Source organism: Aestuariivivens sediminicola (assembly GCF_022662015.1).
Taxonomy (GTDB): Bacteria; Bacteroidota; Bacteroidia; order Flavobacteriales; family Flavobacteriaceae; genus Aestuariivivens; species Aestuariivivens sediminicola.
This window is the reverse complement of record NZ_JAKMCM010000011.1, coordinates 12,260-34,008: the sequence shown is the minus strand read 5'-3', so window position 1 is coordinate 34,008 and position 21,749 is coordinate 12,260. Positions and strand designations below refer to the sequence as shown.

Annotated in this window: 16 protein-coding genes; 10 read left to right on the top strand and 6 right to left on the bottom strand. The window is 40.8% G+C overall.

Annotated elements, in window-relative coordinates; translation table 11 throughout:
* The first annotated feature begins 610 nt into the window (after positions 1-610).
* Positions 611-1,411 (top strand): Cof-type HAD-IIB family hydrolase, encoded by an 801-nt coding sequence (locus tag MR041_RS15235; RefSeq protein ID WP_242095116.1) that lies wholly within the window; start codon positions 611-613, stop codon positions 1,409-1,411.
* 556 nt (positions 1,412-1,967) lie between these two features.
* Here MR041_RS15235 and MR041_RS15230 read toward each other — a convergent pair.
* Entirely contained in the window at positions 1,968-2,120 is a 153-nt protein-coding gene (locus MR041_RS15230) for an SsrA-binding protein (protein WP_242095115.1), read from the bottom strand.
* Between the two features lie 533 nt (positions 2,121-2,653).
* Here MR041_RS15230 and MR041_RS15225 point away from each other — a divergent pair.
* Entirely contained in the window at positions 2,654-3,604 is a 951-nt protein-coding gene (locus tag MR041_RS15225; protein ID WP_242095114.1) for a calcium/sodium antiporter, read from the top strand.
* Between the two features lie 74 nt (positions 3,605-3,678).
* Here MR041_RS15225 and MR041_RS15220 read toward each other — a convergent pair whose 3' ends face one another.
* On the bottom strand, positions 3,679-4,689 hold the full coding sequence (locus MR041_RS15220) for a glutamine synthetase beta-grasp domain-containing protein (RefSeq protein WP_242095113.1): 1,011 nt from the start codon (positions 4,687-4,689) through the stop codon (positions 3,679-3,681).
* Between the two features lie 261 nt (positions 4,690-4,950).
* Here MR041_RS15220 and MR041_RS15215 point away from each other — a divergent pair, with 261 nt between their 5' ends.
* From MR041_RS15215 to MR041_RS15200, 4 genes are all read left to right on the top strand, one after another.
* Positions 4,951-7,137, top strand: a complete 2,187-nt coding sequence (locus MR041_RS15215; protein ID WP_242095112.1) for a glutamine synthetase III family protein — start codon at positions 4,951-4,953, stop codon at positions 7,135-7,137.
* An 82-nt stretch (positions 7,138-7,219) separates the two neighbouring features.
* Positions 7,220-8,398, top strand: a complete 1,179-nt coding sequence (locus MR041_RS15210) for an AIR synthase related protein (protein ID WP_242095111.1) — start codon at positions 7,220-7,222, stop codon at positions 8,396-8,398.
* A gap of 73 nt (positions 8,399-8,471) precedes the next feature.
* A complete protein-coding gene (locus MR041_RS15205) occupies positions 8,472-9,431 on the top strand; it encodes a DUF3078 domain-containing protein (RefSeq protein ID WP_242095110.1) in 960 nt (319 codons plus the stop codon).
* A 274-nt stretch (positions 9,432-9,705) separates the two neighbouring features.
* On the top strand, positions 9,706-12,261 hold the full coding sequence (locus MR041_RS15200) for an adenosylcobalamin-dependent ribonucleoside-diphosphate reductase (RefSeq protein ID WP_242095109.1): 2,556 nt from the start codon (positions 9,706-9,708) through the stop codon (positions 12,259-12,261).
* Positions 12,262-12,348: 87 nt separating this feature from the next.
* On the opposite strand, the gene MR041_RS15195 is transcribed toward MR041_RS15200, so the two are convergent.
* On the bottom strand, positions 12,349-12,528 hold the full coding sequence (locus MR041_RS15195; protein WP_242095108.1) for a hypothetical protein: 180 nt from the start codon (positions 12,526-12,528) through the stop codon (positions 12,349-12,351).
* Between the two features lie 226 nt (positions 12,529-12,754).
* On the opposite strand from MR041_RS15195, the gene prfA reads away from it, so the two are divergent.
* Together prfA and pyrF are read left to right on the top strand one after the other, a co-directional pair.
* On the top strand, positions 12,755-13,831 hold the full coding sequence (gene prfA, locus MR041_RS15190) for a peptide chain release factor 1 (RefSeq protein WP_242095107.1): 1,077 nt from the start codon (positions 12,755-12,757) through the stop codon (positions 13,829-13,831).
* Between the two features lie 86 nt (positions 13,832-13,917).
* The gene (gene pyrF, locus MR041_RS15185) at positions 13,918-14,739 is read left to right on the top strand and encodes an orotidine-5'-phosphate decarboxylase (RefSeq protein WP_242095106.1); all 822 of its coding nucleotides are present in this window, start codon (positions 13,918-13,920) and stop codon (positions 14,737-14,739) included.
* Positions 14,740-14,938: 199 nt separating this feature from the next.
* On the opposite strand, the gene MR041_RS15180 is transcribed toward pyrF, so the two are convergent.
* Together MR041_RS15180 and MR041_RS15175 are read right to left on the bottom strand one after the other, a co-directional pair.
* Positions 14,939-15,136 (bottom strand): Lacal_2735 family protein, encoded by a 198-nt coding sequence (locus tag MR041_RS15180; RefSeq protein ID WP_242095105.1) that lies wholly within the window; start codon positions 15,134-15,136, stop codon positions 14,939-14,941.
* 183 nt (positions 15,137-15,319) lie between these two features.
* Positions 15,320-16,021, bottom strand: coding sequence for a DUF4197 domain-containing protein (locus MR041_RS15175; protein WP_242095104.1), 702 nt, complete (start codon positions 16,019-16,021; stop codon positions 15,320-15,322).
* A gap of 44 nt (positions 16,022-16,065) precedes the next feature.
* On the opposite strand from MR041_RS15175, the gene MR041_RS15170 reads away from it, so the two are divergent.
* Positions 16,066-17,028: an MBL fold metallo-hydrolase gene (locus tag MR041_RS15170; protein ID WP_242095103.1), complete on the top strand. Its 963-nt coding sequence runs from the start codon at positions 16,066-16,068 to the stop codon at positions 17,026-17,028.
* On the opposite strand, the gene purU is transcribed toward MR041_RS15170, so the two are convergent.
* Positions 17,023-17,877, bottom strand: coding sequence for a formyltetrahydrofolate deformylase (gene purU / locus MR041_RS15165; RefSeq protein WP_242095102.1), 855 nt, complete (start codon positions 17,875-17,877; stop codon positions 17,023-17,025). The two genes, MR041_RS15170 and purU, sit on opposite strands and share 6 nt — an antisense overlap.
* Before the next feature lie 146 nt (positions 17,878-18,023).
* Between purU and MR041_RS15160 the strand changes: the two genes are divergently transcribed.
* Positions 18,024-21,512, top strand: a complete 3,489-nt coding sequence (locus MR041_RS15160) for a methylmalonyl-CoA mutase family protein (RefSeq protein ID WP_242095101.1) — start codon at positions 18,024-18,026, stop codon at positions 21,510-21,512.
* Positions 21,513-21,749: the final 237 nt, after the last annotated feature.

Below are 21,749 nucleotides of genomic sequence, written 5' to 3'. Positions count from 1 at the left end.
GTTTTTTTGTTTGGACTATTTTCAAAGCGGAGCTTTGAGGGAACAAGGTGCGAAGCACCTTAATCCCTGATTGATTGGAATAATTTATTCCGATTTATTACCGAAAGAGCGTTTTTTTGTTTGGACTGTTTTCAAAGCGGAGCTTTGAGGGAACAAGGTGCGAAGCGCCTTAATCCCTGATTGATTGGAATAATTTATTCCGATTTATTACCGAAAGAGCGTTTTTTTGTTTGGACTGTTTTCAAAGCGGAGCTTTGAGGGAACAAGGTGCGAAGCGCCTTAATCCCTGATCGATTGGAATAATTTATTCCGATTTATTACCGAAAGAGCGTTTTTTTGTTTGGACTATTTTCAAAGCGGAGCTTTGAGGGAATAAGGTGCGAAGCGCCTTAATCCCTGATCGATTGGAATGTATTATTCCTTATGTATTGCCCAATGAGCGTTTTTTTGTTTGGACTATTTTCAAAGCGGAGCTGTCCAAGGTGTGGTACAACACATCCTGACGGGCGCTATTTATTTTAGACTAAAACATGAAATGACATTGAACGATAAACATTATTTAACTTCAGAAAAACATAAATAGGTTATTTTTGCCCCTTAAGTGGCATCTATGAATCTAGCAAACATCAAACTGGTTGTTTCTGATATGGACGGTACATTACTCAATCCGAAGGGAGAGATTAGTGCGCGTTTTTTAAACCAATTTCAGGAACTGCAAAAGAAAAACATCCATTTTGTGGCCGCTAGTGGACGTCAGTACCAAAGTATAGTGGAAAAATTTGGTGACATGAAAGATCAACTGACCATAATAGCAGAGAATGGCGGTTTAATCCGGTTTAATCATATAGAACGCATATTATTCGAATTGTCGAATAAGGTGGCCTTGAGAGCGATTAAAAAACTGCGTACCATCAAAGGATCTTATATTGTGCTTTGTGCAAGAAAATCGGCATACATCGAGACCGACGATCCCGTTTTTGTGTCGAAGCTCCGTCAGTATTATACGGCGTATACCATAGTTGATGATTTGTCGGCGGTGACGGATGACAATTTTTTAAAAATAGCAGTGTACCATTTCGAATCAACGGAAGAACAGGTACTGCCGCATTTAGAAGACCTGTCGAAAGACCTTAAAGTAGTCGTCTCCGGACAGAACTGGCTCGATATATCGCATCCGGAAGTGGATAAAAGTATGGCCTTGGCATTGGTCCAAAAGAAATTGGGAATCGGTTATGAAGAAACCATGGTCTTTGGAGACTACAACAATGATTTGAAAATGATGGGTCTGGGGTATTTTAGTTTTGCCATGGATAATGCGCATCAAAATATAAAAAACACTGCCCGTTTTAAGACCAGGAGCAATGCTGAGGAAGGGGTGGAGGACATTCTTGACAAGCTCCTTCAAAAATAGGTCACATCACCTTTTAATTCTAGAATCACCTTGTAATTGACACCTCCAAGTTTAATTTATGATAATTAATTATGCAAAATCGGTGTATCGGTCATGTCAATTTCGAATAAGATCTGACATTAAAGTGGGATTGAGCACCTATTCTTAAAACGATAAGCAACCTGGTTCAAAGTTTGGCTTATATTTTTCCAGTTTTGTAAGCATCCATCTCCAAAATTGTCCTGTGAATTTTTGAAATTGTCCTGTGAATTTTGAAAATTCACAGGACAATTTTGAGATCCTTTGCTCATAGCTTATTAAAATGATACCTAAGGCTTTATTAATCTGTGCCCAAAGATCTCCATAAACTGCGCTGGAAATGTCCCGATAAAGTGTGGTTTGTTGCATTCTAGTACCTTGGATGATTGAGATAATATAGCTATGCTGTAATGTCGTATTGCTCTAAAACGTATCGAAATGAGTCTTGTTTTGGTTAATTGCAAACGTGTCTTGGACCCGGAGGAGAAAGGACATCCATGGAATTAAGGGATTCTGTTTTGAGAATAAAAGCCGTTGCTTAATCTAAAGCGTTTTTGGTGACATAGTACCGCCAACCGATAATGGCTAATTGTAGTTTACTTAATTTAGCCAGATTTAAGTTCTTTTTTGAATAACTGGGTAGTATTGCTTTGTTAACCTTTGCTAAAATCTTAAAAACCTGCCGCTTCATTTATAATTAAATTCTTTTAAACTATAAAAATAGTAAAACTTATTCTAGACTAAGCTTTACTAGTTTGAGTTTAGATGATAATCGAAAGGATAAAATCGATTATTAATTCGGCAAGTGTGATCATAGTTTTCGGTTTTAAGGTTAATAAAATAGACTTTGTTTCTTGATTGAGGTGCCAATATATTCCTTTGCCAATGCTTCATCCAAAGATTTATATTAAAAATCATGGATTTAAATACAAATTTGTAATCTTAAAAATGACTTTGATATAAAAATATAAATATCTATCTACGAATTAGTTTCTATATGTTAGTATTTAAGACTCTTATTTTTGAATATTGTAAGATTTATAGGCCCTTTTTTCGTGTTGCTTTTATGTTCTAGACGAATTTTAAGCCAGAAATAGAAGAAATGCCAATTTTCATCTTGCAGAGTTCAAATTCTATTCATTCGTTGATAGGATCGTTTAAAATAAATATGACCTAAAAATCCTTTATTGATTTCCTTGTAGTATATTCGCAGAAAAAGTATTTATGAGTTACCTATGGGTTGCTTTGGGTTTGGTTTTATTGGTTATCGGTGGGGAATATTTAGTCCGATCTTCTGTCGCTCTTTCGTTTAAATTTAATATCTCCAAGATGGTCATTGGGATGACCGTGGTCTCTTTTGCTACTTCTGCTCCGGAGCTGCTCGTAAGTTTGCAGGCGGCTTTGAAAGGATCACCGGCTATTGCCATTAATAATGTTGTAGGGTCTAACATAGCGAATATAGGTTTGGTCCTTGGCATCGCCGCTATGGTTAGCTCCATTGGGGTGGATAGATCATTCTACAAAGTCAATTGGCCGGTAATGATGATCTACTCCTTAGGATTATATTATTTTCTTCGCAACGACAATGTGCTTTCCGCCTTGGAGGGAGGGCTCATGTTTTTAGGGCTTATTTTATTTTTAATCTATCTTATAAAAGGAATAAAAAGAGATCGCGCCTCCGAAGCGGTGGATGAAGGCTTGGCCATATCATCAAATTTTAAAATTTTTATATGGTTGCTCATCGGTGCCACCGCATTGTATTTTGGCAGTGATTGGTTGGTTTATGGAGCTAAGGAAATTGCCGTTTCTATTGGAGTCAGTGATGCTGTAATCGGGGTGTCCTTGGTGGCCGTGGGAACCAGTGTCCCGGAATTGGCGGCTTCGGTTATTGCCGCGGCAAAAAAAGAGAAGGCCATATCTTTGGGTAATTTGCTGGGATCCAACATTTTTAATATTGGTTCGGTTCTTGGTTTAACGGCCTTAATAACGCCAATCCCCGTAACGGAACCAAAAATGTTATCCAGCGATATTATCTGGATGCTTGCTTTTGCGGCAGTCATATTACCAATGGTATTTGTAAAGCATAAATTTGAAATCAGCCGAGTCAAGGGTTTTCTTTTAGTTTTGGCCTACAGCATTTTTATCGTACTGCTTTTTGTTTCGGGTAAATTTTAGTTTTGTTATGTTAAAAATAAAAAAAGCGTCTGCAGGAGTACAAACGCTTTTTTTGAACAAAACATAAAGTATTTTTATACTTCAGCAGATTTTACGGTTTCAATAATTCTACCTGCAATTTTATAAGGATCACCATTTGAAGCAGGACGACGGTCTTCTAACCAGCCTTTATAACCATTTTCAACTGTTGCAATTGGAATTCGAATAGAAGCTCCACGATCCGATATACCATATGAGAAATCGGAAACATGTGCGGTTTCATGTAAACCTGTCAATCGCTCATCGTTAAAAGCCCCATATACAGCTATATGTTCATCCGCCACCGGTCTGAAAGCTTCACAAATTTTTTCGTACACCTCTTTTGAACCGCAGGTCCTTAATGTCGTATCAGAAAAGTTAGCATGCATGCCTGATCCATTCCAATCCCCTTTTACTGGTTTTGGGTGGTATTCAATATAATATCCATATTTTTCGGTTAATCTATCCAATATGTATCGGGCAACCCATACCTGATCACCTGCGTTTTTTGCGCCTTTTGCAAATATTTGAAACTCCCATTGTCCAGGAGCTACTTCCTGATTGATACCCTCAAAGTTAATTCCTGCCTCAATACACAAATCGGAATGTTCTTCAACTAAATCCCTTCCCCAGGTGTAACGGCCACCTACAGAACAGTAGTATTTTCCCTGAGGGCCGGGGAATCCACCGCGCGGGAATCCCAAGGGTAAATCTGTTCTGGTATCCATTAGGAAGTATTCTTGCTCAAAACCAAACCAAAAATCATTATCATCATCATCAATTTTCGCTCTTGCATTGGATGCATGAGGTGTACCATCGGCATTTAAAACTTCAGACATCACTAAGTATCCATTTTTTCTAGTTGGATCAGGAAAAATAGCTACAGGTTTTAATAAACAATCCGAAGAACCACCTTCTGCTTGTTCTGTTGAACTTCCATCAAAAGACCAGACCGGACAATCTTCCAGCTTTCCGCTAAAATCGTTTTCAATCTTGGTCTTACTTCTCATGTTTTGAGTTGGTTCGTGACCGTCAAGCCAAATATACTCAAGTTTAGATTTTGCCATGTTTTTAAATTTTTTACTGTATGATTAATTAAGAATGGCACAAATATAGTTTTTTAAATATATACTTCTAATTTTGAAGGGGTATTTGTTTTAAATGATGAGTTATTTTTGTTTAACCCCCAATTTTTTTGGGAGTATTTTAAAAAATATTAATTATTTTAATATAAAATTGAATAATTGTTAACAACATTAATTTCAAAATCACATCAAAATTAAAGTGCTATACTTACTTTTGTGTTTTCAATTAATTTCAATTTAAAAATGTCAACTTTACGATTTCACGCCATAAAAGAATCTTTGGCACACACGTCTAAATTGGTACTTGACAATGACAGGCGTTCCGAATTATTTGGTCAAAATGTATTTAATGCTCAGACCATGAGACAGTATCTCACCAAAGATGCTTTTGAAGGGGTCATGAATGCGATTTGGCATGGAAAGAAAATAGAGCGAAGTATTGCTGATCAGGTGGCTTCCTCCATGAAGGATTGGGCTTTATCTAAAGGAGTGACACACTATACGCATTGGTTTCAACCGCTGACCGGTGCCACTGCCGAAAAGCATGACGCGTTTTTCGAAACCTCAAATTCCGGGCTGTCCATTGAGAAGTTTGAAGGGTCACAGTTAGTTCAGCAAGAACCCGATGCCTCTAGTTTTCCAAGCGGAGGTATCAGAAATACCTTCGAAGCACGAGGATACACTGCCTGGGATCCCACATCACCTGCTTTTATTTATGGAACAACACTTTGTATACCTACCATTTTTGTGGCTTATACCGGAGAGGCCTTGGATTATAAAACCCCCTTACTGAGAGCACTGCATGCTGTAGACGATGCCGCAACGGCAGTTTGTAAATATTTCGATAAAAACGTCAGGAAGGTCACCTCGTCTCTGGGTTGGGAGCAAGAGTACTTTTTAGTAGATAAACTTCTGGCCTCGAGTCGCCCCGATATCATATTAACAGGAAGGACCCTGCTTGGGCACTCATCCGCGAAAGGGCAACAATTGGACGATCATTATTTTGGTTCGATACCATCCCGCGCCTTGAATTTTATGCGCGATCTGGAGAACGAATGCATGCTTCTTGGCATTCCGGTAAAAACAAGACATAATGAGGTCGCTCCGAATCAATTTGAATTGGCACCGATTTTTGAAGAAGCCAATCTCGCAGTAGATCATAATTCATTACTCATGGATATTATGGGCCGGGTGGCGTCAAGGCATCATTTTAAGGTGTTGCTCCACGAGAAGCCCTTCGCAGGCGTCAATGGTTCTGGGAAGCATAATAATTGGTCCCTTTCCACAGATACCGGGGTTAATTTATTGGCACCCGGTAAAACACCAATGAGTAATTTGCAATTTCTGACATTTTTCATCAATACCATTAAAGCGGTTCATGAGCACGAGGCCTTATTAAGAGCTGCGGTCGCATCTACGGGTAATGACCACCGCCTTGGAGCCAACGAGGCCCCTCCGGCTATTATATCCGTATTCATTGGAGAGCAGTTATCACAGGTTCTTGAGGAGTTAGAAGGAGTGACTAAAGGGAAATTATCACCTCAGGAAAAAACCGAATTAAAGCTGAACGTCGTTGGTAAAATTCCTGATGTACTTTTGGATAATACGGATAGAAACAGAACATCTCCTTTTGCTTTCACCGGAAATAAATTTGAGTTTAGAGCGGTAGGTTCAACTGCTAATTGTGGAAATCCCATGACCGTCCTAAACACTATAGTAGCCAAACAACTCATAGAATTTAAAGTTGAAGTTGATAAATTGATAGATAAAAAAGGGCTGAAGAAAGATGAGGCAATCTTCAATGTATTACGAGAATATATAAAATCGTGCAGAGCCATTTTATTTGAAGGGAATGGCTATGATGAAGCCTGGAGAGTGGAGGCAGAAAAAAGAGGACTGAGCAATAACAAAACCACTCCTGAGGCCTTAAAAGCGAAGGTCGCTCCATCGACCATCAAACTCTTTGAAGAAATGAAGGTGATGAGTGAAGTTGAGAGCCGGGCGCGTTACGAAATTGAGGTTGAAGCCTATATATTGCACATTCAAATTGAAAGTCGTGTGTTAGGGGACATTGCCCGTAATCATGTGGTCCCAACGGCAGTGAAGTATCAAAATATCCTGATAGAAAATGTGAAGGGCCTGAAAGAAATTTTCGATAAAAAATTTGTTGAAGTTTCAAGGGAGCAGCTCAGTTTAATCGAAGAGATCTCACAGCATATTGCCGGTATTAATGCCAACGTCACTAAAATGATCGAAGAACGGAAAAAAGCAAATGCGCAAAGTGATATAGAGAAAAAAGCACACGACTACTGTTTCAATGTAAAATCGATATTTGATGATATTCGCTACCACTGCGACAAACTCGAACTTCTGGTCGATGACGAACTATGGCCTTTAACGAAATACAGAGAATTATTGTTTACAAGATGATCGCATATTCGAAATTAAAATCTCAAATTAAACGCGGGATGTTTCCATTCAAAACGGTAAATTTGCACTTCAACTAGAAAGGATGAGTCAGGAAATTTCGAAACGCTATGCCCAAAGAGGTGTCTCGGCTTCAAAGGAAGATGTACACCAGGCCATAAAGAACATACATAAAGGATTATTTCCAAAGGCGTTTTGTAAAATAGTACCGGATTATTTAACCAACGATAATGCCTATTGTCTGGTGATGCACGCCGATGGCGCTGGAACGAAATCATCCTTAGCCTATATGTACTGGAAAGAAACAGGAGATCTCTCTGTTTGGAAGGGCATCGCCCAGGATGCTTTAATAATGAACATTGATGATTTATTATGTGTGGGGGCTACGGATAACATTATGCTCTCATCAACGATTGGGCGAAACAAAAACCTGATTCCCGGTGAGGTCATTTCGGCAATTATTAATGGTACCGAAGAGTTGATTTCCGAATTGAAGCATTTTGGCATACATATCTATTCAACCGGAGGTGAAACAGCTGATGTGGGTGATCTTGTAAGGACAATAATTGTAGACTCTACGGTAACCGCGAGATTAAAACGCAGCGACGTTATAGATAATGCAAACATTCAGGCTGGCGACCTCATCGTTGGTTTGGAAAGCTATGGTCAGGCGACTTATGAAAGGACCTATAATGGGGGTATGGGTAGTAATGGATTGACCTCTGCACGTCATGATGTCTTTCATCATGAGCTTGCTAAAAAATATCCTGAAAGTTTTGATGCCTCCGTACCTGAAGATTTAGTTTATTCCGGTAATATGAAATTAACGGACGCAGTGGCGCATTCGCCTTTGGATGCAGGAAAACTGGTGTTGTCTCCAACACGAACATACGCACCGATTATAAAGGCTGTTTTAGCAGAGTTCAATAATAATGACATACATGGGATGATTCATTGTTCGGGAGGTGCCCAGACTAAAATCTTACATTTTATAGAGGATCTGCACGTCATTAAGGATAATATGTTTCCTGTTCCGCCTTTATTTAAATTGATTCAAGAACAGAGTCAAACGCGCTGGAAAGAAATGTATCAGGTGTTTAACTGTGGTCACCGAATGGAACTGTACGTCAAACCCGATATTGCAGATCGGATAATTTCGATATCAAAATCCTTTAAGGTAGATGCTAAAGTCGTTGGGCGCGTTGAACCCGCTACAGAAAAAAAGCTCACAATAAAAAGTGAATACGGGGAGTTTATGTATTAAAACATCATCGCAATTAAAATGGAATGGTTTTTGTTAAAAAATCAGCGTTAAAAAAATCTCTAACCAATACTACATGAAAAACCTTCTTCTGATTTCTGTTTGCCTTTGTTTTCAATTTTTAAGTGCCCAGCCGGACTCACTTTATATCAAAGCCCTTATACCTAAAGCGGAACGTCCTGAGTGGACGGAAAACAATAAATTCTCCATTGATTTCAGTGAAGTTGCTTTTGTGAATTGGAACGCCGGAGGAAGTAATTCGGTTTCGGCTTTGGTTGGATTTTACAAAGAAGCAAACTATAAGGACAAATATTATTTTTGGAACAACAATTTAACCATGCGTTATGGTGTAAACAGCCAGCAGGGTGAAAAAATCCGGAAGACGGATGATTTATTTGATTTGAATTCCAATCTCGGGTACAAACCTGACAGCAATTCAAATTGGTTTTATTCCATACGTTTTAACTTAAGAACGCAGTTTTCCAACGGTTATAAATATCCAAACACCGATGCGCCTATTTCAAGATTCATGGCGCCCGGATACGTATTTTTCGGGGGCGGAATGGAGTATGGTAAAAATATTGATGAGTTGTCCTTTTATTTTTCACCCCTAACGCTAAAAGCCACTTTTGTTTTGGATGAGGATTTGGCCAATGCCGGAGCCTTCGGAGTAAAACCCGCTGTTTATGATGAATTTGGTATTTTAATTAGAGAAGGAGATCGCATAAGAAGGGAAGCCGGTATTTTGATTACGAATAGTTATGAAATGCAGGTAGTTGAAAATGTCGGTCTTAAACATCAGGTCAACCTCTACACCGATTATGCCAATAACTTTGGGAATGTGGATGTGGATTGGAGCCTGGATTTTGATTTTAAGGTGAATAGTTACGTGCGTGCCACCCTTGGTTCCCGTTTGAGATACGATGACGATATTAAAACTCAGGAAGCTACGGAAGTCGAAGGAGAATATGAGGAGGCGGGCGCGAAAATTCAATGGATGCAATTCCTTGGTGTTGGGTTTGCTGTCGATTTTTAATTTCTGAGAAACACCACTTCAATAATTTATGGGCAAATGCGCTTCCTTAAAAGCTCTTATTTTTAAGAATTTCCCAAGCAGTTTTACTTTAGTACTTCTTCAAAAAATTTGTTAACTAATTTATGTTGATAAATTTTTATTCTATTGACATTCAATAACTTGACCTTGTATTTTTGCATACTTTATGATTTTTGTCATGTTTTAGGTTTGCAATTTTTTGTTAATTCATACCTTTATTCAAAATTAGTAACCAACCTTAAACCCCTACAAGTTTATGAAAGCAGCATTGGCCCAGACCTCCAGGAAAACGTATACTCAGGAAGACGCTTTTGAGGCCTCTCTTAACTACTTTAAAAATGACGATTTAGCCGCACGCGTATGGCTGAATAAATATGCGCTTAAGGATTCTGAAGGTGCTATTTATGAGCTTACCCCTAATGACATGCACCACCGAATTGCCAAAGAAATTGCTCGTATTGAACAAAAGTATCCAAATCCCTTAACGGAGGAGGAAATTTATGGTTTAATAAAGGACTTTAAGTTTATTGTCCCTCAAGGCAGCCCCATGGCTGGAATAGGCAACCCGTATCAGATAGCATCCTTATCAAATTGTTTTGTTATTGGTAATGCAGGTCAATCCGATTCTTATGGTGGCATTATGAAAATTGATCAGGAACAGGTCCAGCTCATGAAGCGACGAGGGGGAGTTGGGCATGATTTGTCCCATATCCGCCCTAAGGGTTCCCCAGTCAAGAATTCAGCATTAACATCAACCGGTATTGTCCCATTCATGGAGCGTTATTCCAATTCAACAAGAGAAGTTGCCCAGGATGGGAGACGGGGCGCACTGATGCTATCCGTATCTGTAAACCACCCCGATTCAGAAGATTTTATAGATGCGAAATTAGAACAGGGGAAAGTTACGGGTGCCAATGTTTCGGTGCGTATTGATGACGGATTTATGCGCGCTGTGAAGGAGGGATCGAATTACGTTCAGAAGTACCCTATTTTTAGCGAAGATCCAAAGGTTTCTAAAACCATTAAAGCCAAAGATTTGTGGGATAAAATTGTACATAATGCCTGGCAATCAGCCGAACCGGGGATTTTATTCTGGGATACAATTATTAATGAGTCCGTTCCGGATTGTTATGCCGATCTGAGCTACGGAACGGTATCGACAAATCCATGCGGAGAAATTCCCCTGTGCCCTTACGATTCCTGCAGATTGCTGGCCATTAATTTATTCTCCTATGTCGAAAACCCATTTACCACTGAGGCGAAGTTCAATTTTGATTTGTTCAAGCAACATGTTGGGTATGCGCAGCGGATTATGGATGATATTATCGACCTGGAACTGGAGAAGATCGATAGCATCCTCAAAAAAATAGATGATGACCCGGAATTGGATGAGGTAAAAGGAACCGAACGCAATTTATGGCTTAATATCCGAAGAAAGGCGCAGGAAGGCAGGCGTACTGGGGTGGGTATCACAGCAGAGGGCGATATGCTTGCTGCACTCGGTATTCGATACGGTAGCCCGGAGGGTAATAAATTTTCTTTGGAAGTACATAAAACGATAGCATTGGAAGCGTATCGTGCTTCAGTTTATTTGGCAAAGGACCGCGGTGCCTTTTCCATCTATGATGCCGAACGTGAAAAGAATAATCCTTTTATAAACAGACTTAAGGAAGCCGATGATAAACTGTATTATGAAATGTTGGAATATGGGAGACGTAATATCGCATTGTTAACCATAGCCCCGACAGGAACTACAAGTTTAATGACCCAGACCACCTCTGGTATAGAACCTGTATTCATGCCCGTGTATAAGCGCAGAAGAAAAGTGAATCCAAACGATAAGAATGTGCGTGTAGACTTTGTTGATGAGGTAGGCGATTCATGGGAGGAATATGTCGTTTTTCACCACCGTTTTAAGCAATGGATGGAAGTCAATGGTATCGATACGTCTAAAAATTATTCACAGGCGGAAATTGATGAAATAATTGCCCAATCGCCTTATCACAAGGCCACCTCCAATGATGTCGATTGGATGAGTAAGGTGAGCATGCAGGGGGCTATTCAAAAATGGGTGGATCATTCCATAAGTGTCACTATCAATTTACCGAATGATGTTTCTGAAGAACTGGTGGGTGAACTCTATATGAAAGCATGGCAGGAGGGATGTAAAGGGGTGACCGTCTATCGCGATGGTTCACGTTCGGGAGTCCTGGTGTCCAATACCGATAATAAGAACACCTATTCTGAGGATAAATTATTGGCATTCCCAAAGAAACGACCTCAGGTGTTGGAAGCCGATGTGGTTCGATTTCAAAATAATAAAGAAAAATGGATTGCATTCATTGGTTTAATTGATGAAAAACCATATGAGATATTTACCGGATTAGCAGATGATGAGGACGGTATTCTTTTACCGCGTTGGGTTAATTCAGGTCTGATTATTAAAAATAGAAATGACGATGGTACCTCGCGTTACGACTTCCAATATAAGAATACAAGAGGCTACAAAACAACCATTGAAGGCCTGTCCCATAAATTCAACCCCGAATTCTGGAATTATGCAAAATTGATTTCGAGTACCCTTCGTCACGGTATGCCGATAGATAAAATTGTGGATTTAATAAATAGCCTGCAGTTGGACAGCGCCTCTATTAATACCTGGAAAAATGGTGTTGTACGTGCCTTGAAACGCTACGTAGAGGATGGTACCAAAGCAAAGGGACAACGTTGTGACTCCTGTAATTCGGATAATCTCATTTATCAGGAGGGCTGTTTAACCTGTAAGGACTGCGGGTCTTCTAAATGTGGTTAAATAGGTATTTGTTTCACAATAGGATATGATGCCCATGAGGGATGCCTTCAAATTCAATTTGAAGACGTCCCTTTCCTGTCTCTGCAGTTAGACAAATTCTCGAAGTAATACCAAAAATGGCAGACTTGCTCCGATATCGAGAAGCATGACAAGGCCGAATAATTTTAATGTTGACAGCGTATCGGATTTAATTAAGGCAATAACACGCGACCATTTCGATTCTCGGATGATATGATGTAAGAATAGAATGGATAAGAGTTTTATCAATAGAATGATGATCAAAGGAAAGCCGATGAGTGTAAAAAAGATATTGATGCCAAAGGACCAAAAAATAAAATGTTTATAAAATATCAATATTGGAAATAAAGGCCTCATGATAACTTTAATAACGCCGTTGTCCCCTTATTATTTTTTATTTCTACAGGTCGGATCCCAATAAAGCAGCATAGAATACATAATTTATCGTATTTTTGGACTCCAATAAAAAACCCAAATGTTAGAGAAATTGCAAATAGTCAAGCAGCGCTTTGATGAAGTCAGTGATTTAATCATTCAACCCGATATTATCTCTGATCAGAAACGTTATATTGAATTAAACCGAGAGTATAAAGACTTGCGGGTCCTGATGGATAAGCGAGAACTCTATATTGAACTGACGCATAATTTAGCTGAGGCCGAGGAGATCATAGCCGATGGGAGTGACGCCGAAATGACAGAGATGGCAAAATTACAATATGACGAGGCAAAGGAAGGGATTGCGAAATTGGAGGAAGATATTAAATTATTGTTGATACCGAAAGATCCGGAAGATGCAAAGAATGCAGTTGTGGAGTTACGTGCCGGCACCGGAGGTGATGAAGCCAGTATTTTTGCAGGCGATTTATTCAGAATGTACACCAAATATTGTGAAAGCAAGGGTTGGAACGTCAGTACGGTTGATTTCAGTGAAGGTACGAATGGTGGATTTAAAGAAATCCAGTTTGAAGTGACTGGAGAAGATGTTTATGGTACCCTAAAATTTGAAGCGGGTGTACACCGGGTGCAGCGTGTGCCTCAAACTGAAACTCAGGGACGTGTACATACCAGCGCAGCCACCGTCATGGTGTTTCCCGAAGCGGAGGAGTTTGATGTTGAAATAGATCCGAAGGATGTGCGCATCGATTATTTCTGTTCATCAGGGCCCGGTGGTCAGTCGGTGAATACGACCTATTCAGCTGTGCGGTTAACGCATATTCCAACAGGACTGGTGGCACAATGTCAGGATCAAAAATCTCAGCATAAGAATAAGGAAAAGGCCTTCAGGGTACTGCGTTCACGGTTGTATGATTTGGAATTGGCCAAAAAACAGGAGGAAGATGCTGCCAAACGAGGGAGTATGGTGTCCTCCGGAGATCGCAGTGCCAAGATAAGAACCTATAATTATCCTCAGGGCCGCGTTACCGATCATCGAATTGGTCTGACCCTTTACGATTTACAAAATATAATTAACGGCGATATTCAAAAAATAATTGATGAATTGCAACTCGCGGAAAATACGGAGAAATTAAAAGCAAGTGACGAGATCCTGTAAAATTTCGATACTGTCCAACGCTCTTTAATTGAAAATGGAAGAAGCACCTCTGAATGCCTTTCGATTCAGGAATAAAATTAAACCAAGTGACCACATCACAACTCATTTCAGAAATTAAAAAAAAGAACTCCTTTCTGTGCATAGGATTGGATGTTGACCTTAATAAAGTACCGAAACACCTTTTAGCAGAGGAAGATCCGATTTTTGCATTTAATAAGGCTATAATCGATGCAACCCACCACTTATGTGTAGCGTATAAACCAAATACAGCCTTTTATGAAGCTTACGGACTGAAGGGATGGCAGGCCTTGGAAAAGACGATTCATTATTTAAATAAAAACTATCCCGATTGTTTCACCATAGCGGATGCCAAGCGCGGTGATATTGGTAATACCAGTAAGATGTATGCCAAGGCGTTTTTTGAAGATTTGGGTTTCGACAGTATTACCGTTGCCCCTTATATGGGCAAGGATTCCGTAGAACCATTTCTATCATTTGAAAACAAGCATACCATCCTTCTCGCATTGACCTCGAACGAGGGGGCATTCAATTTTCAAACCTTAAATGTGGGTGAACAGGAACTTTACAAGGAAGTTATCGAGGTCTCAAAGACATGGCATAATGCTAAAAATCTGATGTATGTTGTGGGTGCTACAAAAGCCGAATACCTGGCGGAGATCAGACAAATTATTCCCGATAGTTTTATATTGGTTCCGGGTGTGGGAGCTCAGGGAGGTGACCTCCGTGAGGTATGTCAATATGGTATGACCGAAAATGTTGGACTGTTGATAAATTCCTCACGCGGCATTATCTATGCCTCTCAGGATGAGGATTTCGCAGAAGAAGCGGCGGCTAAAGCATTAGAACTTCAACATGAAATGGCTGAAATTTTAAAAGGCAGTTCGTAGCTCTTCAGAATAGACAACCTTGGATTTGTCTTCGACAAAATTGGCAATTCTGTTTTCAAATTGTTTCAAGCTCGTCAATTTGTTAAGGTTGGGCTTAATTTTACCGATTGTACAAAAATGGGGACTCATAAGTTCTTTTTCTACAAAATACGGGTAAATAAAGGATTTGGATGTAATGATAAGGTTAAATAACCAATAATTATTCAGCCAATTGTGCCTGTTCTCTTGCCAAATAGTCCAACTTGTTGAGTTTATTGAGAAGTTTTATTGCTTTAAACTCCGATACATCACTGATGGCAGAATCCGTTTGTCTCGAATTATAGGCCAGTTCAATAAGATCTCTGTATTCTTTTAAGAGCTTACTTTGGTTTGACTTTATGGTTTCAATTCTACTCATTTAAGCAGTGATTAACAAGCTATTAAATATACATTTTTTATTTAAAAATCAATACGATCCTTCGGTCTTTTTTTATTTTATTCGAATACATTAGAGGTCTTTTGACAAGCTGTGGGAAGTATTTCGATATAACACTTTTATGGGTGTGAATTCGTAAATGATTCAAAAGCGATTACTAGGCCATCAATCCTGTAAGGCAAATACCTTTTTCAATAAATCTGTAGTTCTTGAAGTCAGTTTGGTTCTAATGTCTTTTTCTTCAATGGCGATCATCGTATAAACCCCTTCAAGCGCTTCATTGGTGACATAATCCGTGAGATCGGGGTTTACATTTGCCGTCAATGGAATGGCATTATATTTACTGATCAAATTGGTCCAAATGGTGTCGGCTCCCACCTTAGCGAACGAGTCTTTAATCACTGGATGGAATTTAGCATAGAGTGCAGAGGCCGTTTTGGAGCTCAGGTATTGTGTTGCGGCATCGTCAGCACCCAAAAGAATGGATTTGGCATCTGCGAAGGTGATGCCTTTAACGGCATCAACAAATATAGGTGTCGCTTCTTTAACGGCATCTTCGGCCGCACGGTTAAGCAATTTCAGCCCTTCATCGGCCAATTTACTCAGGCCAATATCCCGAAGGGTCTGATCTACTTTTTGAAGTTCTTCCGGCAGTACTATTTTAACCAGTTCGTTTTTATAAAACCCATCGGGTTGTGTCAGTTTTGTGACTTGTTTATCAATTCCAAAATCCAGGGCCTGTCTTAGACCAGAAGCAATTTCAGTTTGAGATACCGCTCCTTGAGGTAATTGGTTCACGACTTGTTGAAGTTCGGCACAGGATGATAAAATGAAAACTATTAAAAAGGTTATAGTGTTGCGGATCATAATACTTGGGGTTTTATATCTTTAACAAATATATATGTTTTAAAATGAAATGCATTAAACCACTATACCTCCTGTTGTGCCTTGTCTGTTTTAATTGCCTGAATAGTAGGACCAGCAATCCGGATTTGTCGACAAATGAATCCGAATCCAAGCTTTACGTCACGGTTTTAGGTGTTGCCCAGGATGCCGGATTTCCTCAAATTGATTGTGATAAGCCCTGCTGTCAGTCTGTTTATAGTGGTGAAGAAAGGCCTAAAATGGTGTCTTGCCTGGGGCTTATCGATTTGCAAGAACAAAAAAAGTGGTTGTTCGATGCCACGCCCCACATCGGGGAACAGCTGCAAATCCTGAAATCACAACACCTGAATAATGGGAAGGTGGTAGATGCAGTGTTTTTAACGCATGCTCATATGGGACATTATACGGGGCTGATGCAATTCGGACGAGAGGCTTTAAATGCAAATCGACTTCCGGTATTCGTTATGCCAAAGATGAAGGCATTTCTGGAGACCAATCAGCCATGGAAACAATTGGTAAGTTTTGGGAATATTGATTTAAAAGCACTTAAGGCAGATTCGGTTCAGGTTCTGGGCCCTCATGTCAAGGTGATGCCCATTCAGGTTCCGCATCGGGATGAGTTCTCCGAAACCGTCGGATTCCGTATTGAGGGCAAGTCGAAATCGGTACTTTTTATTCCGGATATCGATAAATGGGAACTTTGGGAACGGGATATTGTAAATGAAGTCAAACAAGTGGATTACGCTTTATTGGATGCGACCTTCTTTAAGGATGGTGAAGTAGATCGCCCCATGGCAGAAATTCCACATCCCTTTATTGCGGAGACCATACGATTATTTGAAAATGAACCCCTTGAAACCAGGTCGAAGATCTACTTTATACATTTTAACCATACCAATCCTGCACTCCAGGCAAACCACCCTGTAAAAGACAGCATTTTAAAATTGGGATTTCATTTTGCTGAAGAAGGCGACCGCTTTCCCTTATGAAAAGATAACGGTTTTATTGTTGTACACCATGACCTTTCGATCGGCATGTAATTTCACTGCATTGGCCAAAACAATCTTCTCCAAATCACGACCTTTAGCAATTAAATCCTGAATGGTGTGTGCATGGGTAACACCGGTAACATCCTGTTCAATAATTGGTCCGGCATCCAAGACCTCAGTAACGTAATGGCTTGTGGCTCCGATAATTTTAACCCCTCTGTTAAAGGCCGAATGGTAGGGTTTTGCACCAACGAAGGCAGGTAAGAATGAATGGTGAATGTTAATTATCTTATTGGGGTATTTATCAATGAGTTTGCTGGAAACAATTTGCATATAACGGGCCAGCACAATAAAATCGATGTGGTGTGCTTCCAATAGCCTGAGTTGTTCATCTTCGGCGGCAGCCTTGTTGTCTTTTGTAACCGGTATGTGATAAAAGGGAATCGCAAATCGCTCAGCAATGGGTTTTAAATCCTCATGATTACTCACAATGAAAGGGATGTCGAGGTTGAGTTCTCCGGAGTTATAACGCCCTAAAAGATCGTAAAGGCAATGATCGTATTTCGAAACAAACAAGGCCATTTTTGGTCTGTATTCAGAGGAATAAATACGCCAACGCATGCCGAATGCTTCAGCTAATGTTCCTTTAAAATCATCTTTAAAGTTGTCGGTTGAAAATGTTTTCGAATTAAATTCACTTTCCAGACGCATAAAGAAAATGTCCTGCTGCCTGTCCACATGCTGATCGATGTAAACGATGTTTCCACCTTTCTCAGCGATAAAATTAGTCACCGAAGCAATAATGTTCGGGCGGTCTTTGCAATGAATTAAAATGATGATTTTATTCATAAGGCATCAAATGATTAGCGTTCAAAATTAATTTAAAATATGACGCATCATAAATCCAAAAGGAAATTTTAGAAAATATTGTGCATTTAATAAAAAAATTTGAATATTTCGTAAATTGCAGTACTTAAAATGAATATAATTTACGAATGAATCAACAAGTTCCGTATCAACCCAAGCACAACATTCGAATTGTTACTGCGGCATCGCTGTTTGACGGGCACGATGCTTCCATCAATATCATGCGCAGAATTATTCAGGCTACCGGGGTTGAAGTGATTCATTTGGGACATGATCGAAGCGTGCATGAGGTGGTCAATACGGCCATACAGGAAGATGTCAATGCCATTTGTATGACCTCGTATCAGGGCGGACACAATGAATATTTTAAATACATGCTGGATCTTCTGAGAGAAAGAGGAGCCGAACACATAAAAATATTTGGTGGCGGAGGTGGTGTTATCCTGCCTTCAGAAATCAAAGACCTCATGTCCTACGGTATCGCCCGGATCTATTCACCGGACGATGGACGCGAAATGGGCTTGCAGGGTATGATCAATGATTTGGTCGAACAATCCGATTATCCTACACCTGCCTTGCCTAAGGGAAGAGATATCGCAAAGGCCCTCAAGGAAAAGGATGTTTCTGTAATTGCAAGATTAATTTCATTGGCAGAAAATGATCACAAGGCCTTTGAAAAGGCATTCAATCCCACATTGAATGCAAGCGCTAAAGAGGGTAAAGTCCCTGCTGTGTTAGGCATTACCGGTACGGGAGGTGCGGGAAAATCGAGTCTGGTAGATGAGCTGGTGCGCCGATTCTTATCCGATTTTCCTGAGAAAACCATAGGCATAATTTCGGTCGATCCCTCAAAGCGCAAAACAGGGGGTGCCCTGTTGGGAGATAGAATTCGCATGAATGCCATTAATACGCCGCGGGTGTACATGCGCAGCTTGGCAACGCGACAATCCAATTTGGCCTTATCCAAATATGTTCAGGAGGCCGTTGCTGTTTTAAAAGCCGCCGCATACGATTTAATTATCTTAGAAACATCGGGTATCGGGCAATCTGATACTGAAATCATTGAACATAGCGATGTATCCCTCTATGTGATGACGCCTGAATTTGGGGCGGCCACACAGTTGGAGAAGATCGATATGCTCGATTTTGCAGATCTGGTCGCCATCAATAAATTTGATAAACGTGGCGCATTGGATGCCCTGCGCGATGTTAAAAAGCAATATGTCCGAAATCACCATCTGTGGGATGCATCCGAGGATGAACTACCCATTTTTGGTACTATAGCGTCACAGTTCAATGATCCGGGTATGAATCGACTTTACAGAGCGGTCATGGATACGTTGGTGAAAAAGGCCGATGCGAATTTAAAGTCTGATTATGTGATACCTGAGGGGACAACTGATAGGACCTTTATCATACCGCCCAAAAGAACACGGTATCTATCGGAGATAGCAGAAAATAACCGGGCTTATGACAAACATGTCAAAGAACAGGTAGACATCGCACAGCAGCTCTATGCCATTTATAAAACTATAGGGACTTTAACACACCTGTCCCAAGAAGATGAAATGACCTTTGTCAGTGCCTCCGGATTGCAGTCGGATGCTATACTCAAATGGGTTCAAAAGGGTAGTACAGAATCGAATTCGACGAACAGCTCCACTGATGAATCCCAAGTCACCGTTTTAAACCATTTATTTAAGGAATTTGAGCGGATTAAGCGCCATCTGGATCCCTTTAATTGGGAAGCCATATTAACCTGGGAGGACAGGGTGAAAGCCTATAAGGATCCGGAATATACGTTTAAGGTTCGCGACAAGGCCATTACCGTGAATACCCACACCACCTCCTTATCGCACTTGCTGATACCTAAGGTCGTATTGCCCAAATACCAGGGATGGGGTGATATATTGTGTTGGGTGTTGCAGGAGAACATACCGGGTGAATTTCCTTTTGCCTCGGGGATCTATCCCTTTAAACGAACCAACGAAGATCCGGCGCGTATGTTTGCCGGTGAGGGCGGTCCTGAACGGACGAATAAGCGGTTTCATTACGTGAGTCGGGAATCGCCGGCGAAACGCTTATCCACGGCTTTCGACAGTGTGACGCTCTACGGAAACGATCCGGACTACCGACCTGATATCTACGGAAAGATCGGCAATGCGGGTGTTTCGATATGCTGTTTGGACGATGCCAAAAAACTGTATTCGGGATTTAATTTGGCCGATGACATGACCTCTGTCAGCATGACCATCAATGGCCCGGCGCCCATGCTGCTTGGCTTTTTTATGAATGCAGCCATCGACCAGCAATGTGAGCTATATATCAGGGAACACGGCCTGGAGGCGGAAGTGGAAGCCAAAATAGAGGCAATGTATCAGGGGAAACCCAGACCAAAATATCATGGTGAGCTTCCGGAGGGCAATGATGGCCTGGGTTTACTATTGTTGGGAACAACAGGCGATAAGGTGTTGCCATTACAGGTCTATAATACCATTAAGGCGCGCACTTTATCTCAGGTTCGAGGTACGGTACAGGCCGATATATTGAAGGAGGACCAGGCACAAAACACCTGTATATTTTCGACTGAATTTGCATTGCGGTTAATGGGGGATGTTCAGGAGTACTTCATTCATCATAAGGTCAGAAATTTTTATTCCGTTTCCATTTCGGGATATCATATCGCCGAAGCTGGCGCTAATCCGATTACGCAACTGGCCTTGACCCTGTCCAACGGATTCACCTACGTGGAGTATTATCTGAGCCGAGGCATGAACATAAATGCCTTTGGTCCAAATTTGTCCTTTTTCTTCTCTAACGGTCTCGATCCGGAATATGCGGTTATTGGTCGCGTGGCACGTAAGATCTGGGCAAAGGCGATGAAGTTGAAATACGGAGCGAATTCGAGAACCCAGATGCTTAAATACCACATCCAAACCTCAGGACGGAGCCTGCATGCCCAGGAAATCGATTTTAATGATATTCGCACGACGCTACAGGCCCTTTATGCCATTTACGATAATTGTAATTCCTTGCATACCAATGCCTACGATGAAGCCATTACCACGCCTACAGAAGAGTCAGTGCGTCGTGCAATGGCCATTCAGTTGATCATCAATAAGGAACTCGGGCTCACACGAAATGAAAACCCATTGCAGGGGGCATTTATCATCGAAGAGCTGACGGATTTGGTAGAGGAAGCAGTGCTTCTGGAATTCGATAGGATCACGGAACGCGGAGGTGTTTTGGGCGCTATGGAGACCATGTATCAGCGGAGTAAAATTCAGGAGGAGAGCCTGCATTATGAGACTTTGAAGCACAGCGGAAAACTGTCTATTGTTGGTGTCAACACGTTTTTAAACAGCAAGGGGTCCCCAACAGTCTTACCGGTGGAGGTGATCCGCGCCACAGAGGAAGAGAAGAAAAGGCAGATAGAAACGCTGGAAAACCTGAAGGACATGAATGATGGTTCCGCATTATTAAAGGAATTGCAGCAAAAAGCGATTCGCAATGAGAATATGTTCGAGGGGCTAATGGAGGTATGCAAAGTCTGTTCCCTCGGGCAGATTACAACTGCCTTGTTTGAAGTAGGCGGGCAGTACAGGAGGAATATGTAAGCAGGATTCCAGTTTTCAATAGCGTAGCGCATTGAAAAATGAGAATATCGCTTACCCTGAGCCCTGTCGAAGGGTCTTTTGTTTTCAGTTGGATATTTTGGACCCACTTTTTCCGGTGGAAAAAGTGTGTGAATCGCTTACCCTGAGCCCTGTCGAAGGGTCTTTTGTTTTCAGTTGGATATTTTGGAACCACTTTTTCCGGTGGAAAAAGTGTGTGAATCGCTTACCCTGAGCCCT